Source organism: Mangrovicoccus ximenensis (assembly GCF_003056725.1).
Classification (GTDB): Bacteria; Pseudomonadota; Alphaproteobacteria; order Rhodobacterales; family Rhodobacteraceae; genus Mangrovicoccus; species Mangrovicoccus ximenensis.
In genome coordinates, this window is the sequence record NZ_QBKZ01000015.1 from 516806 (window position 1) to 538138 (window position 21333).

Annotated in this window: 16 protein-coding genes and 8 pseudogenes; 18 read left to right on the forward strand and 6 right to left on the reverse strand. The window is 67.2% G+C overall.

Annotation, left to right across the window (positions count from 1 at the left end):
- Positions 1–102 precede the first annotated feature (102 nt).
- Positions 103–453: pseudogene (locus C7T91_RS18525) on the reverse strand (dihydropyrimidinase); the annotation flags it as partial.
- On the opposite strand from C7T91_RS18525, the pseudogene C7T91_RS18530 reads away from it, so the two are divergent.
- Positions 343–1618 (forward strand): annotated as a pseudogene (locus C7T91_RS18530) (Zn-dependent hydrolase). The pseudogenes C7T91_RS18525 and C7T91_RS18530 sit on opposite strands and share 111 nt — an antisense overlap.
- A 609-nt stretch (positions 1619–2227) precedes the next feature.
- Positions 2228–3339: pseudogene (hydA, locus tag C7T91_RS36135) on the forward strand (dihydropyrimidinase); the annotation flags it as partial.
- Positions 3340–3371: 32 nt separating this feature from the next.
- Here hydA and C7T91_RS36140 read toward each other — a convergent pair.
- Positions 3372–3716, reverse strand: a pseudogene (locus C7T91_RS36140) (NAD-dependent epimerase/dehydratase family protein); the annotation flags it as partial.
- Between the two features lie 333 nt (positions 3717–4049).
- Between C7T91_RS36140 and C7T91_RS18545 the strand changes: the two are divergent.
- From C7T91_RS18545 to C7T91_RS18575, 7 genes are all read left to right on the forward strand, one after another.
- Positions 4050–4697 carry a hypothetical protein gene (locus C7T91_RS18545; RefSeq protein WP_108260523.1) on the forward strand — a complete coding sequence of 216 codons (648 nt, stop codon included), beginning with the start codon at positions 4050–4052 and terminating at the stop codon, positions 4695–4697.
- A gap of 22 nt (positions 4698–4719) precedes the next feature.
- Positions 4720–5763, forward strand: coding sequence for a hypothetical protein (locus C7T91_RS18550; RefSeq protein ID WP_108260524.1), 1044 nt, complete (start codon positions 4720–4722; stop codon positions 5761–5763).
- A gap of 16 nt (positions 5764–5779) precedes the next feature.
- Positions 5780–7477 (forward strand): peroxidase, encoded by a 1698-nt coding sequence (locus C7T91_RS18555; protein WP_108260525.1) that lies wholly within the window; start codon positions 5780–5782, stop codon positions 7475–7477.
- A 12-nt stretch (positions 7478–7489) separates the two neighbouring features.
- The gene (locus C7T91_RS18560) at positions 7490–8845 is read left to right on the forward strand and encodes a cytochrome P450 (RefSeq protein WP_236638320.1); all 1356 of its coding nucleotides are present in this window, start codon (positions 7490–7492) and stop codon (positions 8843–8845) included.
- A 9-nt stretch (positions 8846–8854) separates the two neighbouring features.
- Positions 8855–9637 carry a glutathione S-transferase family protein gene (locus tag C7T91_RS18565; protein ID WP_108260526.1) on the forward strand — a complete coding sequence of 261 codons (783 nt, stop codon included), beginning with the start codon at positions 8855–8857 and terminating at the stop codon, positions 9635–9637.
- Positions 9638–9718: 81 nt separating this feature from the next.
- Positions 9719–10678, forward strand: a complete 960-nt coding sequence (locus tag C7T91_RS18570; protein WP_236638321.1) for a diacylglycerol/lipid kinase family protein — start codon at positions 9719–9721, stop codon at positions 10676–10678.
- Complete coding sequence (locus C7T91_RS18575; protein WP_108260527.1) at positions 10675–11475, forward strand: metallophosphoesterase family protein; 801 nt, start codon at positions 10675–10677, stop codon at positions 11473–11475. The genes C7T91_RS18570 and C7T91_RS18575 overlap by 4 nt, the downstream gene beginning before the upstream one ends.
- A gap of 85 nt (positions 11476–11560) precedes the next feature.
- On the opposite strand, the gene C7T91_RS18580 is transcribed toward C7T91_RS18575, so the two are convergent.
- Positions 11561–13063, reverse strand: a complete 1503-nt coding sequence (locus C7T91_RS18580) for a CoA-acylating methylmalonate-semialdehyde dehydrogenase (RefSeq protein WP_108260528.1) — start codon at positions 13061–13063, stop codon at positions 11561–11563.
- 111 nt (positions 13064–13174) lie between these two features.
- Between C7T91_RS18580 and C7T91_RS18585 the strand changes: the two genes are divergently transcribed.
- Positions 13175–13525 carry a LysR family transcriptional regulator gene (locus tag C7T91_RS18585; RefSeq protein WP_108260529.1) on the forward strand — a complete coding sequence of 117 codons (351 nt, stop codon included), beginning with the start codon at positions 13175–13177 and terminating at the stop codon, positions 13523–13525.
- Positions 13526–13748: 223 nt separating this feature from the next.
- Positions 13749–13814: pseudogene (locus C7T91_RS36145) on the forward strand (hypothetical protein); the annotation flags it as partial.
- 138 nt (positions 13815–13952) lie between these two features.
- Here C7T91_RS36145 and C7T91_RS18590 read toward each other — a convergent pair.
- Both C7T91_RS18590 and C7T91_RS18595 read right to left on the reverse strand, forming a co-directional pair.
- Positions 13953–14081 (reverse strand): annotated as a pseudogene (locus tag C7T91_RS18590) (DsbA family protein); the annotation flags it as partial.
- Positions 14035–15213, reverse strand: coding sequence for a LysR family transcriptional regulator (locus C7T91_RS18595; RefSeq protein WP_108260530.1), 1179 nt, complete (start codon positions 15211–15213; stop codon positions 14035–14037). The pseudogene C7T91_RS18590 and the gene C7T91_RS18595, both read right to left, overlap by 47 nt.
- Positions 15214–15377: 164 nt before the next feature.
- Between C7T91_RS18595 and C7T91_RS18600 the strand changes: the two genes are divergently transcribed.
- The 7 genes and pseudogenes from C7T91_RS18600 to C7T91_RS18630 form a co-directional block, all read left to right on the forward strand.
- Complete coding sequence (locus C7T91_RS18600) at positions 15378–15638, forward strand: hypothetical protein (RefSeq protein WP_108260531.1); 261 nt, start codon at positions 15378–15380, stop codon at positions 15636–15638.
- A 988-nt stretch (positions 15639–16626) separates the two neighbouring features.
- Positions 16627–17469 (forward strand): GIY-YIG nuclease family protein, encoded by an 843-nt coding sequence (locus C7T91_RS18605; protein WP_145962938.1) that lies wholly within the window; start codon positions 16627–16629, stop codon positions 17467–17469.
- Positions 17470–17555: 86 nt separating this feature from the next.
- Positions 17556–17936 carry an ABC transporter substrate-binding protein gene (locus C7T91_RS18610; RefSeq protein WP_108260533.1) on the forward strand — a complete coding sequence of 127 codons (381 nt, stop codon included), beginning with the start codon at positions 17556–17558 and terminating at the stop codon, positions 17934–17936.
- Positions 17937–17938: 2 nt separating this feature from the next.
- The gene (locus tag C7T91_RS18615) at positions 17939–18700 is read left to right on the forward strand and encodes an ABC transporter permease (RefSeq protein ID WP_108260534.1); all 762 of its coding nucleotides are present in this window, start codon (positions 17939–17941) and stop codon (positions 18698–18700) included.
- Positions 18685–19035 carry an ATP-binding cassette domain-containing protein gene (locus C7T91_RS18620; protein WP_108260535.1) on the forward strand — a complete coding sequence of 117 codons (351 nt, stop codon included), beginning with the start codon at positions 18685–18687 and terminating at the stop codon, positions 19033–19035. The genes C7T91_RS18615 and C7T91_RS18620 overlap by 16 nt, the downstream gene beginning before the upstream one ends.
- Positions 18963–20123, forward strand: coding sequence for a dihydroorotase (pyrC, locus tag C7T91_RS18625; RefSeq protein WP_108260536.1), 1161 nt, complete (start codon positions 18963–18965; stop codon positions 20121–20123). The genes C7T91_RS18620 and pyrC overlap by 73 nt, the downstream gene beginning before the upstream one ends.
- Positions 20123–20386 (forward strand): annotated as a pseudogene (locus C7T91_RS18630) (glycerol-3-phosphate acyltransferase); the annotation flags it as partial. The gene pyrC and the pseudogene C7T91_RS18630, both read left to right, overlap by 1 nt.
- Before the next feature lie 29 nt (positions 20387–20415).
- Here the strand turns inward: C7T91_RS18630 and C7T91_RS18635 are convergent.
- Positions 20416–21165: pseudogene (locus tag C7T91_RS18635) on the reverse strand (HprK-related kinase B); the annotation flags it as partial.
- Between the last annotated feature and the right edge of the window lie 168 nt (positions 21166–21333).

Consider the following 21333-nt stretch of genomic DNA (forward strand, 5'->3'; position numbering starts at 1 on the left):
CGGTCGCCTGCCGGGCCGGGTGCAGGGCCGGGCGCGCGGCGCGGGCGGCCGGTGCGACGCAAAATTTCGCCTGCACCGGCAGGTTGTGGCCGGATCTGCCGCTCAGATCCCGGCGGGGATGTTCAGCGGATCGCGCTGGATCATCTTCGGCGCGGTCAGCGCCTTCCATTGCGACAGCGCCTTGGCGGCCGAGGAGAAGGCCGGGCGGGGCACGAAGCGGCCGCGGCCGGGCTGCGGCTGGCTGTTCTGTCCCCAGGCCCAGATGACCTCGCCGCGCGAGAGCGTGTAGCGCGCCTGCGCGGTGACCTCGACCCCCTCGAAGACATTGTAATCCAGAACGGAATGATGCGTCGCTGGGGTGATCGTCTTCGAGATCTTCGGGTCCCAGACCACGATGTCGGCATCCGCGCCTTCGACGATGGCGCCCTTCCTGGGATAGATGTTGAGGATCTTGCCGGCGGCAACAACCGCCAGACCCTGACCGATGCCGATGCCGAAGGCCGGGCGCTGTTCAAGTCCTGGTGCGAGGCGGCAGGCTGCGCGATGGGCGTCGACAAGCTGGGCAACATGTTCGCGACCCGGCCCGGCACCGACCCGGAGGCGCTCCCGGTCTACATGGGCTCGCATCTCGACACCCAGCCGACGGGCGGCAAATACGACGGCGTGCTCGGCGTGCTCGGCGGTCTCGAGGTGCTGCGCACGCTCGCCGCGATGGAGGTCAAGACCCGCCGCCCGATCGTGCTGGTCAACTGGACCAACGAGGAAGGCGCACGGTTCGCGCCCGCGATGCTGGCCTCGGGCGTCTTCGCCGGACGGCACGATCTGGGCTGGGCCTATGACCGGACGGATGCCGAGGGAAAACGCTTCGGCGACGAACTGGAGCGGATCGGCTGGGTCGGCGAGGAAGAGGTCGGCGCCCGCAAGATGCATGCGATGTTCGAGCTGCATATCGAGCAGGGCCCGATCCTCGAGGCGGAAGGCCTCGATATCGGCGTCGTCACCCACGGCCAGGGGCTGCGCTGGATCGAATGCACGGTCACCGGCAAGGAGAGCCATACCGGCACCACGCCGATGCCGATGCGCCGCGATGCCGGGCGCGGCATGGCGCGGCTGATCGAGCTGGCGCACGAGATCGCGATGAAGCACCAGCCGGATGCCGTCGGCGCGGTCGGCCATGTCGAGGTCTATCCCAACTCGCGCAACATCATTCCCGGCAAGGCGGTCTTCACCATCGACTTCCGTTCGCNACCTGCCCGAGATTCTGGCGGCGATGGAGGCGGAGTTCTACGCGCGCGCGCCGGGGCTCTGCGAAGAGATCGGCACCAGCCTGGAGACCAAGGTGGTCGGCCAGTTCGAACCGCCGGCCTTCGACGAAACGCTGGTCGGCCGGGTCCGCGGCGCGGCGGAGCATCTGGGCTATTCGCACCGGGACATCGTCTCGGGCGCGGGCCACGACGCCTGCTGGATCAACGACATCGCGCCGACCGCGATGATCTTCTGCCCCTGCAAGGACGGGCTGAGCCATAACGAGGCCGAGGAGATCACCATGGACTGGGCCGCCGCCGGGACCGACGTGCTGCTGCACGCCGTGCTGGAGACGGCGGAGGTCGTGGAGTGATTTTCGGGATCTTCGAGAATACTGCCCAGTTTCTCGAAGTTTCGGGCGTATGGCTCGCCGCTGTCGCAACCTCGTATGCAGCTTGGACTGCCGTCCGGGTTGCCCGTTTTCAGACGAATGAACACATTGAGATCCGCGCCGTGATCGGCAAACGTCTTGTCGGCGGCCATCTCCATACATATCAAACGGGACGATCGCTCACGGGACTGGAAAACTTAATAGTATTCCAAGCCATTAATCATGGAGGCAGTTCCGTGGTAATTGGGCAGCTTTCCTGGTCCTTTTGGGGAAAACGTCGAGGAACACTTCTGCAACCTCTCACTCAACGGGGATCGAACTCTTTGCCCGCCAAAATTGAGCCTGGCGAAGCAAGAACGTTTGAGTTGGATTTAACCCTGTGGGTTGCTTCCATTCGGCAGCTCAAATCGGAATATCCGGCATGGCGACTGCTTCTCATGCTTCAGACTTTGAAAATCAAGGCCCGTACCCAACGCGGTCGCACCTTCAGCAGTTCAGCGGCCAACTCACTTAAGGCGTACACTAGGAAACTCTTCAAATGGTTTCGAGCGGCAGCAGGCGCTCGGATTGACAGGAAGACTANAGAAATCANTGACCAAAGTCATCAAGGGCGGCACCGTCGTGACCGCCGACCGCCAGTGGAAGGCGGATGTGCTGATCGAAGGCGAGACGATCAAGGCGGTCGGCGAGAACCTCACGGGCGACAGCTATGTCGATGCCGAGGGCGCCTATGTCATTCCCGGCGGCATCGATCCGCATACCCATCTGGAGATGCCCTTCATGGGCACCACCGCCGCCGAGAGCTTCGAATCCGGCACCTGGGCGGCCGCGGCGGGCGGCACGACGATGCTGGTGGATTTCTGCCTGCCCGGTGCCGACGGCAGCATCAAGAATGCGATCAACGACTGGCACCGCAAATCGGCGCCGCAGATCTGCACCGATATCGGCTATCACATGGCGATCACCGGCTGGAACGAGACCATCTTCGACGAGATGAAGGACGCCGTCNGAGATGGGCGTCAACTCGTTCAAGCATTTCATGGCCTACAAGGGCGCGCTGATGGTGGAGGATGACGAGATGTTCGCTTCCTTCTCCCGCTGCCGCGAACTCGGCGCGCTGCCGATGGTCCATGCCGAAAATGGCGACGTGATCGCGGCGCTGCAGGAGAAGTATTTCAACGACGGCATCACCGGACCCGAAGGCCACGCCTATTCCCGCCCGCCCGAGCTGGAGGGCGAGGCGGCCAACCGCGCGATCACCATTGCGGACGCCGTCGGCACGCCGCTCTACGTCGTGCATGTCTCCTGCGAACAGGCCCACGAGGCGATCCGGCGGGCGCGGCAGAAGGGGATGCGGGTCTATGGCGAGCCGCTGGTGCAGTTCCTGACGCTCGACGAATCCGAGTATTTCGACAAGGACTGGGACCATGCCGCGCGGCGGGTGATGTCGCCGCCCTTCCGCTCGAAGGACCACCAGGCCTCGCTCTGGGCCGGGCTGCAGGCCGGGTCGNCTGCAGGTGGTGGCGACCGATCACTGCGCCTTCACCACCGAGCAGAAGCGCCGCGGCCGCGACGATTTCCGCATCATCCCGAACGGCTCGAACGGGGTGGAGGAACGGCTGGCCGTGCTTTGGACCGAAGGCGTGGAGACCGGCCGCCTGACGCCCGAGGAATTCGTCGCCGTCACCTCGACCAATGTCGCGGTCTGCGGCACGCCGTAGACGGTGCCGCCGGAGGACAGGTAGACCAGCTTGGTGATGTTCATCTGCCGCAGCAGCTTCAGCAGGCGGACGCTGGAAATCAGGTTGCCGCTGATGTCCGAAACCGGGTCGACATTCGAGGTCGAGGGCACGGTGGTGCTGGCGCAATGCATCACGGCATCGACGCCCTCGAGGGACTCGAGCAGCTGGAACGGATCTGAGAAGTCCCCGAAAATGTATTCGACGCCGGGAAGCTGCTCGCGGAACGCTTCGGGCCGCCGGTCGAGAACGCGCACGGCGGTGCCCGTTGCCAGCAATCCGTCGACAATATGCGATCCGATGAACCCGCAGCCTCCGATGACAAGCACTTTCTTGGGCATTCTTGCTCTTTCTTGGCCTTGCTGGAAGGCAGGGCCTTCCGAAAAATACTAGATGCACGCTTCGGCCGGATGCGCCGCTCCGCAATGCCGCTGTGCAGAAAAAGGCTAGCACAGCATATCGAGGGCCGCGCGTGGCGAAAGCGTCGCGCCATGGCCGCGGAGCGCGTCAATTCCGGAATTTCGGGCCTTCGTCCGGAGGCGGGCGCGTTAACACATTAGAAAATCTCAGAAAGGTTTTGACGCTGCGTCATTTTCGTGGCTTCGTGAGGTTGCCGTAGCGTCCGCCAGAGACATTTCAAGAGCGCGGCGAAAACAAGCACAGGGAGGAGGCTGATGTCGAACGTCGCGGGCAAGGCCTATGCGATGAACGTGGTGACCCCCAGCAAGCCGCGGGTCACCTGGATCAACCGGGCCATCTTCATGGCGTCGCGCGGGTTGCCGGAAAACCTCATGGGACTTCTCGGCCTGTCGCTCATCCATTTCGCCAGATGGGTCATCGTGAAACGCGACCAGTGGCCCGATCTGGGGCAGGGGCCGCAGACGCTGCAGAACGACTACGTGCTGTTCTGCTCGAATTTCAACGGCACCTGGGACCAGTATATCGACGCCTTTTCCGACGGCATCCCGAACGGGCTCAACCTGTTCTGGTACAGCGCCTCGAAATACCCGCTGTCGATCCCGGTGACGCCGTTCAAGGACTACATCACCTACAACCAGATCGGCACCGACTACTACTACAACGCCACGCCCGGCGCGGCGCAGCGCGACGTGAAGGCGGCGCTGCGGGTGCGCGACACGCTGGCCGAACTGGCCGAGGCCCATGCCGCCCAGGATGCCGAGACTTTCGCCAAGACCTGGAAGGCGGCCTTCCTGAAGCACCAGGGCGACCTCGGCGATCCGGGATTCGGGCCGGTGGCGAGCCTCGCGACCGAGCGGGCCGACGTCAACCGCGAGGCGATCCGCCGCGCGGCCGGCCGCTGAAGCGCAGGCAAGGGAGGACACCATGCCGGATCTCGATACGGGACACCTGTTCCTGACCTATCTCGTGCCGGTCCTGCCGGGCGGGCCCGAGCTGTCGCCCGCCGAGGTGGAGGCGGGCAACCATGTCGTCAGCTACGAGCAGCGCCTGAGGATCGCGCTGTCGATGCTGCCCACGGCGCACCAGTCGCCGGCCACCGAGGAAGCGAAGGAGATGAGCCCCTTCGCCCGCAATTTCCGCAACCATTTCGTCCGCATGTTCGTGCTGGAGGACGTGGTCTACAACGGCCGCGACGGGCAGGATGCGCTGGTCTCCACGATCAAGGGGGTCGACACGATCAACCCGCTGCCCGTGGACCGGCTGAACTGCCGCTACCTGGTCTTCACGGCCGATATCGACGCCATCTACGCGGACGGCAAGCCGCTGCCCGCCGAGCTGTCGGAGGCCGGGCAGGCCAAGGTCCGCGCCGCCTATGCCCAGCTCCTGTGGGACACGATGGGCGACGAGATCCGCGACATCTTCGGCAACTGCCTGGACTTCGAGGGCAAGGTGCAGTCCGGGCCGCAATTCGCCGGCTATCTGGAGCGCTGCCATGTCGAGACGACCATGCCGTTCCACGACTACTACCTGAAGCTGCCCGAATTCCACCTGCTGCCGATCAAGGGGCTGATCGCGGCGGTGGCGGTCCCGGCGGCGGTGGCGGTGGCGGCCATCCTGCTGCGGCTCCTCGGCATGATGACGCTCTTCGGCATGAGCCTGCTGTGGATTGCCGTCATCGCGGCGGTGCTGACGGCGGCCGCCGTCTGGCTGGCGCTGCGCTACACGGTGGCGAACGGCAACAAGCCGCTGGCGCCCGGGAAATACGACGACCTGCCCTCGGTGCTGAAATCGCTCTACCTGCAGCAGGCCTTCGCCGATTTCGCGGTGGAGACCCAGGGCGCCTCGCCGGAGGAACTCCATGCCGCCTTCGGCAAGTTCCTCGACACGCATGCGCCCGGCGACAATGCGGCCCCGACCCAGCCGCCCGGCGTGATCTCCTGGGCGCATTCGCGGAAAACGACGGCATGAAGGGACCAGACACGCCATGACCCTCGACCTGAACCTCGCCGATATCCAGGGCAACGTGCCCCGCGCCTATGGCCGCTATTCCTTTCCCTTCGCGCGCTATTTCTTCTTCCAGATCCAGTCGCCCGCGCAGGGCCGCAAATTCGTCGAGGAGGTGCGCCGCCGGGTGACCACGGCCACGCCCTGGACGGCGGGCTCGAAGCCGAAATGCACCACCAACATCGCCTTCACCTTCATGGGGCTGTGGATGCTCGAGCTGCCGGTGCGCACGCTGCAGGGCATGCCCGAGGATTTCGCCGAAGGCATGAAGGCGCGGGCCTTCATCCTCGGCGACCGCGACCAGACCCTGACCGAGGAGGAGGCGCAGGACGCCCATTGGTGCCGCCATTGGGACCCGATCTGGCAGGAGAACCGCCGCCCCGGCGCGGCAGGCAAGGGCGATGTCCATATCTGGATCTCGCTCAACGCCCAGGCGGCCGGTCCGGCGGACCTGCTGACCCCGCATCCCGAGCTGGAGCGGCGCACCGACTGGCTGATCGGCCTGCCCGAGGCGATCGGCGGCGGCGTCACGCTGATCGCGAAGAACGGCAAGGACGGCGACCAGCCCTACCAGTCGGCTTCGGCGGTGTTCCAGAATGTCGGCGGCATGATGCTGCCCACGCCGAAGGAGCATTTCGGCTTCACCGACGGGATCGGCAACCCGGTCTTCGAGGGCCAGTACGGTTCGGACCCGGACGCGATGCCGGTCACCGGCAACGGCAAGCTGGTGAAGGGCGCGGACGGCAAGATCGGGTGGCAGCCGCTGGCCACCGGCGAATTCCTGCTCGGCCATCCGGACGAGAGCCAGGAACTGCCGCCGACCTCCACGCCGCCGGAATTCATGCATAACGGCACCTTCATGGCCTACCGCAAGCTGCATGAGAACGTCACCAGCTTCGCCGAGGTGGTCGAGGGCGAGGCGGCGCGCTTCGCCGGGATCATGGACATCCCGATGGACGAGGCGCGCGAGACCATCCTGGCCAAGATGTGCGGCCGATGGTCGGACGGCGTGCCGCTGTCGAAAGTGCCGACCTACAAGGAGTGGCGCGCCTTCCAGGAGGCCCGCGGCTGGGGCGGCGACAAGGCCGGGACGCTGGAGGGCTTCCGCGCGAACCTGAACTACATCGGCTCGCAGGAAGCGGCCGATTTCCGCTATGCCGACGACATGGCGGGGCTGAAATGTCCGGTCGGCGCCCATCTGCGGCGGGTCAACACCCGCGACATGCTCGACCCGATGAACGCCGCCGGGGTCGACCCCGACACAGGCGCGCAGCCGGAAAACCCGAACGCCACCTCGGCGCTGAACAACCGGCGCCGCATCCTGCGCCGCGGGCTGCCCTATGGCGGACCGGAGCTGGGATCGGGCAATGACGAGACCGAACAGGGGGTGATCATGATGATCATCACCGCCAACCTGTTCCGGCAGTTCGAATTCGTCCAGCAGCAATGGATCCAGTACGGGCTCGACTTCAACGAGGGCAACAACACCTGTCCGCTCCTCGGCAACCACGAGGTCCACAAGCGCCACCCGATCGCCTCCGACCCGGCTTCAGGTAAGCCGCCTTATGTCATGTCGACGCTGAAGACCTTCGTGGAATGCCGCGGCGGCGACTATTTTTTCGTTCCCTCGATGACCGGCCTTCGCATGATCGCCATGGGCATCGTGGATCCGACCTGAGGAGGCCGCGCCATGTACCAGAGAGCGAAAGCCATCCTCTGCGCGCTGATCCTGTGGCTGATGATCCTCGGCGAGGCGCTGGCCGCGATCGGCTGGCTGGCGGCCAGGGGCGCCAAGGTGCTGGGCAGCGAGGGCAAGGCCGGGCTCGGCGGCTTCCTGACCGCGCCAGCGACCCAGATCCGGGTGTTCCGCGTCCTGCGGGCCGTCCTGCCGAACATCGCCATCTCGAAGGTGGTGATGAAATGCTACGGCAATACCGGCACGGCGGTGGTCACGCGGCGCTGCGATGTGCTCGACGTGCTGAACCGCAACGAGGAGTTCGAGGTGGTCTACGGCCCGCGGATGCGCAAGCTGACCGGCGGCGAGAACTTCTTCCTCGGGATGCAGCCCGGCTGGGACTACACCCGCGACACCTCGGCGATGCGGCTGGCGGCGCAGCGCACCGACGTGCTCGGCATCGTCGCGCCGCGCGCGCGCAAGCTCGCGACCGAGATCGTCGCGGAGTCGGGCGGGCGGATCGACCTGCCCGTCGATCTGGGGCTGATGATCCCCTGGGACATGACCGAGCACTATTTCGGCGTCGGCGGCCAGCGCGAGCTGATGGAAAGCTGGACGACCACGCTGTTCTGGTACCTGTTCGAGGATCTGCCCGCCGACCCGGCGCTGGATGCGCGGGCGATGAAGGATGCCGGGATGCTGCGGGACTATCTCGACGGGGCGATCGCGGCGCGCAAGGCCTCGGGCGAGCCCTGGGGCCACGTGATCCTCGACCGCTGCCTGGCGCTGCAATCCGCTGGCACGCCGGGGATGAGCGACCTCGGCATCCGCAACAACCTGCTGGGGCTGCTGATCGGCGCGATCCCGACGATCTCCAAGGCCTGCTGCCTGGCCATGGACGAGCTGATGAACCGGCCCGAGGCGCTGGCCTCCGCCCATCGGGCGGCGGTGCGCGGCGACCATGCCGCCGTGGCGCAGCACATCTGGGAGGCGCTGCGCTTCAACCCGCACAACCCGGTGGTCTACCGGCGCGCCACCCGCGATGCCTGGGTCGCCAGGGGCACAGCGCGGCAATGCCGGATCAAGCGCGGCCAGATCGTCTTTGCGGCGACGCTCTCGGCGATGTTCGACCGGCACGAGATCGCGGCGCCGAACGAGTTCCGCACCGACCGGCCGTGGGAGGATTACATCATCTGGGGCTACGGCATGCATGAATGTTTCGGCGCGGCGATCAATGCGGCGGTGATCCCCGAGATCCTCACGCCTCTGCTGGCGCAGAAGAACCTGCGCCGCGCGCCGGGGGATGCGGGCCAGGTGGATGGCGGCGGCACGCCGCATCCGCAGCATTTCCATCTCGATTTCGACGTCTGAGGGTCCGCGATGGCCAGCCCGCTTCTCGTCACGCTCCTGCCCTCCACCGATGTCGATCTCGGCCGCTGGCTGATGGCGCATTACCAGCGCCCCTATGTCGAGCGCCCGCATGCCCCGGTCTTCCACGTGCTCGCGCTGAAATGGTGGGGGATGGGCAAGGACGACTATCCGCTTCTGGTCTCGCCGGATCGCAAGGAGAAGACCCCGACCATCGAGAAGCTGATCGCCAAGTTCGATGCCGAAGCGCCGCCCGAGCTCAGGCTCCTTCCCGACAAGGGCTCCGAGCCGGAGCTGTGGGCACAGGTCGACAAGCTGCAGCACGACGCCCGCTGGGTGACCGGCGGGGCGGTGGTGAAATGGTCCTACTGGAACTTCCTGAAATACAAGTCCGTGGTCTGGCCCTCGATCACCACCGGGGTGCCGTGGTGGGAACATGCCTTCCTGCTCGTGGGCTTCAGCTTGATCCGCACGCTGATGTACAAGGGGCTGAAGCTCGACCAGTCGGTCGCGGACGCCTCTCTGGCGGAGATCGAGGCCGGGTTCGACGCGCTCGATGCGCTTCTGGCCGACGGGCGCGAGTATCTGGCGGGCGGGCGGCTGACCTTCGCCGATCTGGCGGTGGCGGCCTCGCTGGCGCCGATGGTGCTGGCTCAGGGCTATCACGGCATGCTGCCCGATCAGGCGCTCTGTCCCGCGGACATGCAGCAGGTCTATGTCCGGCTGCGCCAGCGCCCGACCGGCCTCTTCATCCAGCGGATCTACGACCGCCACCGGCCGCTGGTGCAGGGCTGACCGGCACGAAATCGCGGGCGCGCGGAAACGAAAGCCGGGGCTGGGACGTTGGAAGGCGGAGAGCAACCTGCGAGGCGTGCCATGACCGACCAGACCCTGGCCCTGGAAGACCCGATGCCGCTGGCCCCGGCGGAGCCGCAGCGGATCGCGGTGGTGATGAACCGGAAATCCGGCACCAATGCCCGCGACCGCGAGGCGATCGACCGCGCGCTCGAGGTGTTCGGCCGCGACCGCTGCCGGCTCTACCAATGGGCGCCGAAGAAGAAGAAGCCGGTCGGCGAGGTGGTCGGCCGGGCGCTGGACGAGGGCGCCGACATGGTGGTGGCCGCGGGCGGCGACGGCACGGCCATGGCGGTGGCGGGCGCGATGCTGGGCCAGCCCGCCGCCTTCGCGGTGCTGCCCCTCGGAACCTTCAACTATTTCGCCCGCGGGCTCGGGCTGGACGAGGAACCGGCGGTCGCGGCGCAGGGCATTCTCGACGCCCGCAGCCATCCGATCCGGGTGGGCCAGGTCAACGGCACGGTCTTCCTCAACAACGCCTCGCTCGGCATCTACCCGGCGGTGCTGAAACAGCGCGAGAGCGTCTATGCCCGCTACGGCCGCCGCCGGATCATGGCGCATTGGTCGCTGGCGCGGACCTTCCTCAAGTTCCAGCGGCCGATGCAGCTGCAGATCGAGGCCGACGGCGACACGTTCGAGGCGCGCACGCCGCTCCTCTTCGTGTCGCGCTCGGCCTACCAGCTGGAGACCTTCGGGCTGAAGGGCGCCGAGGCAATCGGCGAGGACCGCTTTGCCGTGCTGATCGGCCGGGGCAAGACCCGCGCCGACCTGTTCCGCACCGCCTTCCGGCTCTGCACCAACACCGCCGAGGAGGGCCGCGACTACGACTTCCTCGCGGCACGCAGCCTGACCGTGCGGGCCGCCAAGAAACGGACGCTGCTGGCCTATGACGGCGAGAAGGGGCTCGCCCCCTCGCCCTTCGAGTTCCGCATGTCCGAGGAACCGCTCACCATCCGCCTGCCGCAGGAGGCCCCGGCGTGAGGCGCATCGTCCATATCTCCGACCTGCATTACGGCCGCGTCGACCCCACGCTGGAGCAGCCGCTCTCCGACGCGATCCACGCTCTCGCCCCCGACCTTCTGGTGGTTTCCGGCGACCTGACCCAGCGGGCGCGGGTCGGCCAGTTCAAGGCCGCCGCCGCCTTTCTCGACCATCTGCCGAAGCCGCAGCTGGTCGTGCCGGGCAATCACGACACGCCGCTCGACAATCTCTGGGTCCGCTTCGCCAGCCCCTTCGGCCGCTACCGCCGCCATATCTGCAATGATCTGGAGCCGGTCTTCCGCGATGACGAGCTGGCGGTGGTCGGCGTCAACACGGTGAACCGCTATTCCTGGCAGCGCGGGCGGATCGGCAAGACGCGGCTGCGCCGGCTCTCGGCGCGGCTGGCGGATAACGCGGACAAGCTGCGCATCGCGGTACTGCACCACCCGCTGGAGCACGGTCCCGAAACTGGAAAGCGGCTGATGCGCGGCGCCGAAGAGACGCTGGCCGAGCTTTCGGCCTGCGGCGCCGACCTGGTGCTGTCGGGGCATCTGCACATGGCCTCGGCCGAGCCGTTCCGCGCGGTGCCGGACCTGCTGTTCGTGCAGGCGGGCACCGTGCTGTCGACCCGGCTGCGCCATGACGAGCCGAACACCTTCAACCAGCTCGACCATGACGGCGATCTGCTGTCGGTCACCACCTGGGCGGCGCAGAAGGGCGGCTTCGCTCCGGTGGCGCGCTCGGACTGGCGGCAGGGCACCGATGGCTGGCACCGCGTCGCGGCGGCGGCGGAATGAAAAAGGCGCCGCCCGCAAGGGACGGCGCCGGAGTGTCCGCGGCGCGCTGGGGGGGAGGAGGCGCGCGCCGGCGGGGAGAGAGCGGTCAGCCCAGCGTCGGCATGGTGAATTCCGCGTCGGTGCGGATGCCGGTCGGCCAGCGCATCGTCGTGGTCTTGATGCGGGTGTAGAAGCGGATGCCTTCCATGCCGTGCATCGCGTGGTCGCCGAAGATCGAGGCTTTCCAGCCGCCGAAGCTGTGGAAGGCCATCGGCACCGGGATCGGGACGTTGACGCCGATCATGCCGACCTCGATGTCCTGGGCGAAGCTGCGCGCGGTGTCGCCGTCACGGGTGAAGATCGCGGTGCCGTTTGCGAATTCGCACTGGCCGATCAGGTCGACGGCTTCCTGGTAGGAGTTGCGGCGCACGACCGACAGGACCGGGCCGAAGATCTCTTCCTTCCAGACCTTCATGTCGGTGGTCACGTTGTCGATCAGCGTGCCGCCCACGTAGAAGCCGTTCTCGTAGCCCTGCTTCGACTGCTTGAAGTCGCGCCCGTCGACGACGATCTTGCCGCCTTCGGCTTCCGCGCTGTCGACATAGCCCTTGATCCGCTCCATCGCGGCCCCGGTGACGATCGGACCCATTTCCGAGTCCTTGTCGGCCGCCGGACCGATCTTCAGCGCCTCGATTTTCGGGATCAGCTTCTCGATCATCGCGTCGGCAACGGCGTCGGTCACCGGCACCGCGACCGAGATCGCCATGCAGCGTTCCCCGGCCGAACCGAAGGCCGCGCCCATCAGCGCGTTGACCGCCATGTCCAGATCCGCGTCGGGCATGATGATCGCGTGGTTCTTGGCGCCGCCCAGAGCCTGGACGCGCTTGCCCGCGGCACAGCCCTTGGCATGGATGTACTGCGCGATCGGGGTCGAGCCGACGAAGGAGATCGCCTTGACATCCGGATGCTCGAGCAGCGTGTCGACTGCCAGCTTGTCGCCCTGCACCACGTTGAACACGCCGTCCGGCAGGCCCGCTTCGGACAGCCAGGAGGCGATCAGCAGCGAGGCGGAGGGGTCGCGCTCGGAGGGCTTCAGGATGAAGGTGTTGCCGCAGGCCAGCGCCACCGGGAACATCCACATCGGCACCATGGCCGGGAAGTTGAACGGCGTGATGCCCGCGACGACACCCAGCGACTGGCGGATGTTGTAGCTGTCGACGCCGGAGCCGACATTCTCCGAGAAGTCGCCCTTCAGGTGGCTCGGCGCGCCGATGGCGAATTCGACGACTTCGAGGCCGCGGGTGACTTCGCCGAGCGCGTCGTCATGGGTCTTGCCGTGCTCGTCGGAGATCGCGCGGGCCAGCTCGTCGGCGCGGTCCCACAGGATGTTCTTGAACTTGTCGAGGATGCGCGCGCGGCGCAGCGCCGGAGTCTTCGACCATGCCGGCCAGGCGGCCTTGGCGGAGGCGACGGCGGCGTTCACTTCCTCGACCGAGGCCAGCGCGACGGTCTTCGCCGCTTCGCCGGTGGCCGGGTTGAAGACCGGCTGGCTCTTGCCGGAGGTGGAGGCGGTCTTGGCGCCGTCGATGTAATGCGCGATCTCGGTCATGGCTCGCTCCCTTTGGTATCGAGGTTGGGGCAAGGCTTACGTTTGCAATTCCGCAAAAGGAACGGCAAAGATCGGAAAACGGTTATGCATATTTGCATAATGGAGGCTGGGATGGACTGGGATGACGCGCGGATGTTCCTTGCCGTGGCGCGCGAGGGGCAGCTTCTGGGAGCGGCGAAGCGGCTGGGGGTGAACCAGGCGACGCTGTCCAGGCGGCTGACCCATCTGGAGCGCGATCTGCAGGCGACGCTGATGCTCAGGGGGCCGCAGGGCTGCGCGCTGACCGGCGAGGGCCAGGCGCTGATGGCGCGGCTCGAACGCGCCGAAGCCGCCATGCAGGAGGGCGAGGCGCTGTTCCGGATTCCCGCGACCAGCGGCTGCTGCGCGACCTGGCCGTGGCCTATGCCCGCGCCGGAGAACCCGCGATGGCCTCCCTTCACACGGCCGAGCGATACGCGCTAATAGGCCAGGACGACAATGCGCTCCTGCATGCGCGCCGGGCGGCCGGGGCCCTCCCCGTCGGCTCGCCGGGCTGGGCGCGCGCGCAGGACATCATCGACTCCGCAGAACGCGAGACCCGGAAAAAGAGGTGAGACCCCCGATGACCCCAATCCGCAGCATGCTGGCAGGCCTGGGCCTTGCCGCGGCCATCGCCGCCCCGGCAATGGCCTTCGACATCGGCGGGATGTCCGATGCCGAGCGCAGCCAGTTCCGCGCCGAGATCCGCGACTACCTGCTGGAAAACCCCGAAGTGCTGATGGAAGCCATCGGCGTGCTGGAAAGCCGCCAGGCCCAGGCCCAGGCCGTGGCCGACAACGACCTCGTCTCCGACAATGCGGCGGCGCTGTTCGAGGACGGCGTCAGCTGGGTCGGCGGCAATCCCGACGGCGATCTCGTGCTCGCCGAGGATCGGGAATTCCTTGACGATGAACTTGATGTTGCCGTCGCTCTCGACCAGCTCGCTGACCTCGTCATAGGCCTTCTTGCAGTAGCCGCAGCGGTAATCCATGAACTCGACCCAGCTCGACCAGCAGGTCATCGCCCTGCCGGATCAGCGAGACGTCCTTCTCCGCCAGCCCCGCGCCCAGGATCAGCCGGTCGGTGTCGCCCGCCTCGCCTGTCTCCGCGATCCGGTCGGCGCCGCCCTCGATGCCGAAGCGGTAGCCGTCCGAGCCCGCGCGCCCGTCCAGCAGGTCCGCGCCGTAGCCGCCCTCGAAGACCTCGTCCGCCGCGCTGCCCGCGCCCAGCGTGCCGTGTTCCGCGCGGCTGATGTCGTCGAGCTCCTCGATCACCGCCTCCTGCGCGGCCTCCATTTCGGCCGCGACGCCGTGCAGGGCCTCTCCGGCGGCGCGGCGCAGCTCCGGGTCGAGATCCTCGCGCCAGACCGCCCAGACCGGATAGGGAAAGGTCGGCGCGTCCGGCACCAGATGCAGCTCGCCCGCCTCGAGGAACCGCGCCACGTGGCGCGCGGGCAGATAGGCCGCCAGCCCCCGCCCCCGGATGAACTCCGCCCCCATCGCGCCAAGCGCCAGCGTCAGCCCGGGATTGGTCAGCTCCGGCAGGTGCAGCGCATGGGCCTGGACGAATTCCGGCCCCCAATCGATGAACACGTAGCGCCCCGCCACCTCCTGCGGATCGGGCCAGTCGGCGACCAGCACCAGCTCTTCCTCCATCAGCCGCTCGGCCTCGAGCCCCGGGCGCAGCTGCGGCGTGTAGACCAGCGCCGCCTGCACCGTGCCCTCCTGCAGGAAGCGCGTCAGACGGTCGGGCATGCCGAGCTCGGCGCGCAGGTTCAGCTGCGGCCGCGCGGCGTGCAGCCGCTCGATCCAGCGGAAGCCGAGGCGCGGCCAGAGCGAATACTGCGCGCCGACATGCAGGCTCTCGGTGAAGCCCTCGGGCAGCGCCACCTGCTGGCGCGCCTCCTCCCAGGTGCGGATCAGCGACAGGGCGTAGCGCTCGAATTCACGCCCTGCCACGGTCAGCTCGGCGCCGTTTCTCGAGCGGTGGAACAGCGGACGGCCGAGGCTGTCCTCGAGTCGCTGGACGCGCAGCGACACCGCGGACTGGGTGACGAAGAGCCGGTCCGCCGCCGCCACGAAGGAGCCGGTCGCCGCGACCTCCAGGAAGGTGCGGATCAGGGCAATATCCATGAGTGTTTCTCGGATTATCCATGTTTCTTATTCGTTTTTCTTGTTCACTAACAAACCGTAAATGTCCACCCGAGACGAAGGCAGCGCCGCCGCGGGACCGCGGCGCGCAGCAAGGTCCTTCGGCGAAAGACACCGGAACGCCTTGACGGAAAAGGAAAAGACCAATGGCAAAATTTGCATTCCGCAGCTTCGCCGCAGCCGCCCTGATCGGCGCGGCCGCGCTGGTCTCGGGCTGCTCCGCCGAGCGGGTGGCAGACAACACCGTCGATGGCGCCGTGGCGGTCACCGGCTATGCCGCGAAGGGCACCTATGCGGTCGCGAAGGCCGGCGTGAAGGGCGGCGCCGCCGTCGCCCGCGCCATGATCCCCGGCGTGCAGTCATCAGCTGATTTGTCCAACAACGCCCGTTTCCGTCACCGGCGGTAATGACCGTCTTCGTCCGCTCCGAGAGGCTGACATTGGACATATGAAGCGAATGCTCACTTCGTCCCGTTGACCGATCGTCAGGTGCCGCTTGATAAATGTCCGCCGGTTTGGCGCTGCTATGAGCCATTTGAGTTGGCCGCAGCAAAAAGCCCGCTTTGTCCGCCGAGCGGGAAACTATGGATGGTGTGAGCGGCGAACGACCGGTTTCAACAGGGTACGGAGTACAGAGCTGGCGAATTGACCGGCGGCAATGGGGCTCTCAACTGCCTTGCGGCAGCGCGGAAGCCTGGCGATGGCGCCGATGGTTCATCGGCTGTCACCATGCCGGGCCGAAGGGCGGAATCAGCCGGTCCCGCCTGGCGCCTTGAGCGCCCGCGCTCAGCCGATACCGTTGAAAAACTCCGGCTCCGATTGAAAGAACATACGAAGTCGGAAACTTGTTCTCCAGAATGGCTGAAGGAGTCGCTCAGCGAAGCGGATTCTCCCAATTTTAGAATGTTTTCCCTCGATCTTGGGGCCGACGAACGGGTGCGCGAGTTTTTCAACACAATCAGCCCTTTCCGGCCGCTCGCGGCGGTACCGAGGTCGGAGTACCTAGTGAGGTCGACCACGATTAGCGGACTTGCGACGACGCGGCGGAACCCAAGCTGTGGATCTGCGAAAGCGGTCGGTCACGGCGGGCAGAGGTTGGTGGGCACCGACCTGGACGCGTCGACCAAGTCTGGCCGCTCATCGTTGCCGCACCTCCTGGCGAAGAGCGCAGGAAGCGGCAGTCCAAAACCACAGGCCGTCGAGCCGGGCAACGATGCTGCTCACTCCAGACCGTTCGCTCACGACCTGCCGCAGCAACACCGGACTTCGAGAGGCGCAGAGCGACCCTGAAGTTGGAAGAGCCTGTTGTTATGGGGTGTCCAGACGACATCTGGTATATGAAGGCGGACAAACGGCATGCGGCGATGGTGAAATTGGGTAGGCTATGCGGCTTTTCATGACGAAGGTTTGGGGCTGGGACGTGCCCGTGGGGCCGCTGCAGTTCAGCACGAGTGGCTGGCGTGACAATGCGCTGCGCCAACTTGCGGACGGAGACCGGGTGGTGCTGGTAGGAACCACAGGCGATCAGACGCCCGATGACATGAAGGGCCGTCTGCTCGGGGTGATGGAACCGTCGCGCGAGCCAGTCATGTCTTTGGACTTCGACGTTCGGGCAAGGCCCGGCGACTTCGTAGACGGCGAATACAAATGGCCCGTTGGGCTGATGAACCTACGCGCTTGGTCATTGCCTCAGCGGCCAAAGCTGAACCAAGTAAGCAACCGCCGGTTCGCCATGGATTCGGCACAAGGTATAGTGCTGCTGAACGACGATGAAACCGTTCGCGTGCGGTCGCTGGACTGGCTAGAAGAGGCCCTTCTGCAGCCGACCGCGCAGGCTCAGGCTCGCATTGCCAAGCGGCATGGCACCGCCAAGCGTACTGCCCCGATGCCTACGACGACGCGCAGGGGCGTTATGCACATGCGGCGAGCACCGGCCTATACCTACGCTATGCGGATCGTCGGCGGGCAGCCCAACGCCTTCAAGATTGGGTGGGCGTTCGACTTCAAGCAACGGGCGCGGCAGTTCAATCGCGCGGCGATGCCGGGTCTCGGCGGCTTGGAATATAAGCCGTTCCGCTATCACTTGTGGGACACTGCGCGGCAAGCCTACGCGATGGAGCAGGCGCTACTGGCCAAACTGTCCGAGCGACTGCACGACGACAACCGCGAGATCGTCACTAGCCTGTCCGACAAAGCGCTCGATTCGGCTTGGCTCGCGGCCGTCAGCGGTAAGCTTTGAGCCATTCCAGCGGACCATGACCAAGAAAAGGGCTGGCTTGGTGTGCTGGGAGTGCCGACGGCGAGAGCTATGGCTGAAAATGGGTGATGGGGCCTGAGGGCGGCGAGCTGTTCCCCGACCAGCCGGGAGCCGTCCTGGCCGTGCGCGAGGGCACGATTGCCGATCACCGCGACGCCATCGTGGCGCTCGTCGCCGCGCATGAGCGCGCGACGCAGATGCTGCGCGACGATCCAGCGGCCGCGACGGCGGCTGTCGCCAAATATGTCGGCGGCGGGCGGCTCGACCCCGAGATCGTCAAGGCGGCGATCGAACGGTCGCGTGACGGCTTCGTCGCCGACCCGAACCGGATCACCGCGGGCACCAAGGCGATGCATGACTTCCAGGAGGCCCAGGGCACGCTGAAGCAGCCGGTCGATCTCGACGCGCTCTTCGATCTCGGCCTCTACGGCGACGCGTCCGGGAACTGACCATGAGTTTGACGCGTGCGCGCCCTGCGCTGCTGGGCCTTGCCGGGCTGTTGCTGTTTCTCGCCGTCTGGAAGGCGGCGGGAACGTTCGGCTGGGCACCTCGCGGCACGCTGCCGGACCCGATGGCGATCCCCGGCGCCTTCGAGGACGAGCTGGTCTCGGGCCGGCTGCTGCCGGCGGTCGGATCGAGCCTCGTGCATTACGTCTGGGGGCTCGGCCTCGGCAGCCTGTTCGGCGTGGCGGTGGGGTTCGCCGCCGCGACCAACGCGGTTTTCGAGGGGCTGCAATCCTGGCTGGCGCGCATCCTGCGGCCGATCCCGCCGCTCGCTTGGGTGGTCTTCGCCATCGCCTGGTTCAAGGTCAGCCATGCAGGCGCCGCCTTCGTCATCGCCATCGGCGTGTTCTGGGTGAATTACTTCGCCACATATGCCGCGGTGAAGAACGTCGATCCGCGCTTCCGCGAACTGGCCCGCGCCTTCGGACAGGACGGCTATCTGCGGCTGCACCGCTCGGTTACGCTGCCCGCTGCCGCGCCCGGGTTGCTGGCGGGGCTGCGCACCGGGGTTGGCCAGGCCTGGATGACGCTGATCGCCGCGGAACTGCTCGGCGTGCCCGGCATGGGGCAGGAGATGAACGCGGCCGCCGGCGTCGGGGCCTACGAAGCCGTGGTGGTCTACATGCTGGCGATCTCCGCCGTCTACACGCTGAGCGACGGCCTCTTCGGCCGGATCGAAAGGAGGCTGCTGTCATGGCGTCCGAACTGACCGGTCGGCCGGTGATCGAGGCCGAGGGCATCACGCTCGCCTATCCGGACGCGCCGCATCCGGTGCTGCAGGATTTCCATCTGACCGTGGAGCCGGGCGAATTCGTCGCCATCGTCGGCGGTTCGGGCGTCGGCAAGTCGACGCTCCTGCGCGTGGTCGGCGGGCTGGTGACGCCGGAGCGCGGCCGGGTGACGGTGACGACGCCCGAAGCGGGGGACCGCCGCCGCCGCTCGATCGTGTTCCAGGACGGGCGCTTGATGCCCTGGCGGACGCTGCGCGGCAACATCGCCTACGGGCTCGAGGGGCTGAAGCTGGCATCGTCGATATCGGCGTGAAGGTCGGCGAACCGGGCGAGCGCCACAAGGAGAGCTTCCGCTCCGCAGGCCTCGCCGCGGCTGCGGGCGGCGTCACCACCATGGTCACCCGCGCCGATACCGACCCGGCGATCGACACGCCCGAAGTGCTGAGCTTCGCGCTCCGCCGCGCCGAGGAGGTCTCGCCGGTCCGGATCGCGCCGATGGCCGCGCTGACCAAGGGCCGCGAAGGCCGCGAGATGACCGAGATCGGCTTCCTGTCGGATGCCGGCGCCGTCGCCTTCTCCGACGGCGATCACGTGGTCACCGACACCAAGGTGTTCTCGCGGGCGCTGACCTATGCGAAAAGCCTCGGCGCGCTGGTCATGGGCCATGTCCAGGAACCGGTGCTGAGCCGCGGCGCGGCGGCGACCTCGGGCAAGTTCTCCTCGCTCTACGGCATCCCGGCGGTCTCGCCGATGGCCGAGCGGATGGGACTGGAGCGCGACCTGGCGCTCATCGAGATGACTCGCGCCGCCTATCACATCGACCAGATCACCACCCGCGCGGCGCTGCCGGTGCTGGCGCGCGGCCGCGAGGCCGGGCTCGACATCACTGCGGGCGTCTCGATCCACCACCTGACGCTGAACGAGTTCGACATCTCGGGCTACCGCACCTTCTTCAAGGTCAAGCCGCCGCTCAGGGCCGAGGAAGACCGGCTGGCGATGGTCGAGGCGGTCGTCGCCGGGCAGATCGACGTGATCTGCTCGATGCACACGCCGCAGGACGAGGAAAGCAAGCGCCTGCCCTTCGAGGCTGCCGCCTCGGGCGCGGTCGGCCTCGAGACGCTGCTGCCCGCGGCGCTCCGGCTCTGGCATGCGGGCCACATCACCCTGCCGAAGCTCTTCGCGGCGCTGTCGCTGAACCCGGCGCGGCGGCTGGGGCTCTCCGGCGGGCGGCTGGAGACCGGCGCGCCTGCCGATCTGGTGCTGTTCGATCCGGACACGCCCTATGTGCTCGACCGCGAGACGCTGCAGTCGAAGTCGAAGAACACGCCCTTCGACGGACAGCGGATGCAGGGCCGGGTGCTCGGCACCTGGGTCGGCGGCAGCCGGGTCTTCGCACGATGATCCCCGAACTCGCGACGCCCCTGCCCGGGCTGCTGGCCGCCGCAATCGGCGGCTACCTGCTGGGCGCGGTGCCATTCGGCATCGTCATGGCGCGGCTCTTCGGGCTCGGCGACCTGCGCAAGATCGGCTCGGGCAATATCGGCGCGACCAACGTGCTGCGCACCGGCAACAAGCTCGCCGCCTTCCTGACGCTGGTGCTCGACGCGGGCAAGGCCGCGGCGGCGGCGCTGATCGCGAGGAACGGGCCGGGGACCGGGGCGGCGCCGTTCGGCTCGAACCGGCCGTCGGCATGCTGGTGGAACGGGCCGGGGCTCTTCATGATCGCGCCGAGCAGGTCGGGGCGGGTGGCCAGGTCGACCTCGGCCAGGGCCGTGGGCGCCTCGCTGCCGCGGGTCCAGTTCAGTACCCAGAATTCGGTCAGCGGCGCGGCGTATTGCACGCGGCCGGGGCCGTAGACCTCGCCGATGATCAGGTCGTGCTTGTCCTCGAGCGCCCAGAGATCATCCTCGGGCAGGGCGAGAAGCTCGGCGCGGCGGGCGTCTGAGAGCATCGGCGCGAGGCGCGGATTGCCGAGGATGGTGCCGGGATTGATCCGTGGATGCTTGGGGATGCCGAGCGCCGCCGCCGGGGTGCCGCCCCGGACCAGCAGACGGTCGTTCGAGACGAAGCGGGTGCCGGGCAGGTCCATCATCCTGAGCACCGAGGTCGACTTGCCGCCGCCCGAGAGACCGGAGATCGCCAGCCCGCGCGTGCCGTCGGTAACGGCGGCGGCATGGCAGAGCTGCCAGCCCTCGCGCAGACAGGCGCTGAGCACCTGGGTATTGATGAAGTTGATCGCGGTGCTCACGTTCGCGGCGAGCGGCCCGAAGGCGATGGCAGCATCCGGCGCCTGCAGGAAGGTCACGCCGCTGCGGACCTTGCGCACCAGCCGCGCGCCGTCGAGATCGCAGACCGCGTCCTTGCGCCCGCTCTTGCCTGCCTCGCGCGCCCAGTCCTGCCAGGCGGGTTCGGGATCGAGCGTCTGGCCGGGCAGCAGATGCACGGCGAGCGCGGTTCCCAATGTGTAACCAATTCCGATCTATTGCAAGCGTCTCGGAGGTCGGCTTTGCCCCCGGTTTCTGCCGCTAAGAAATTGCAGTCCAACGCGCGCTTTGGTGCGCACCTCCGTCGGCCAGCGCGCCGAGAATGCTGCGGGCCGGGCCGAGCGGCC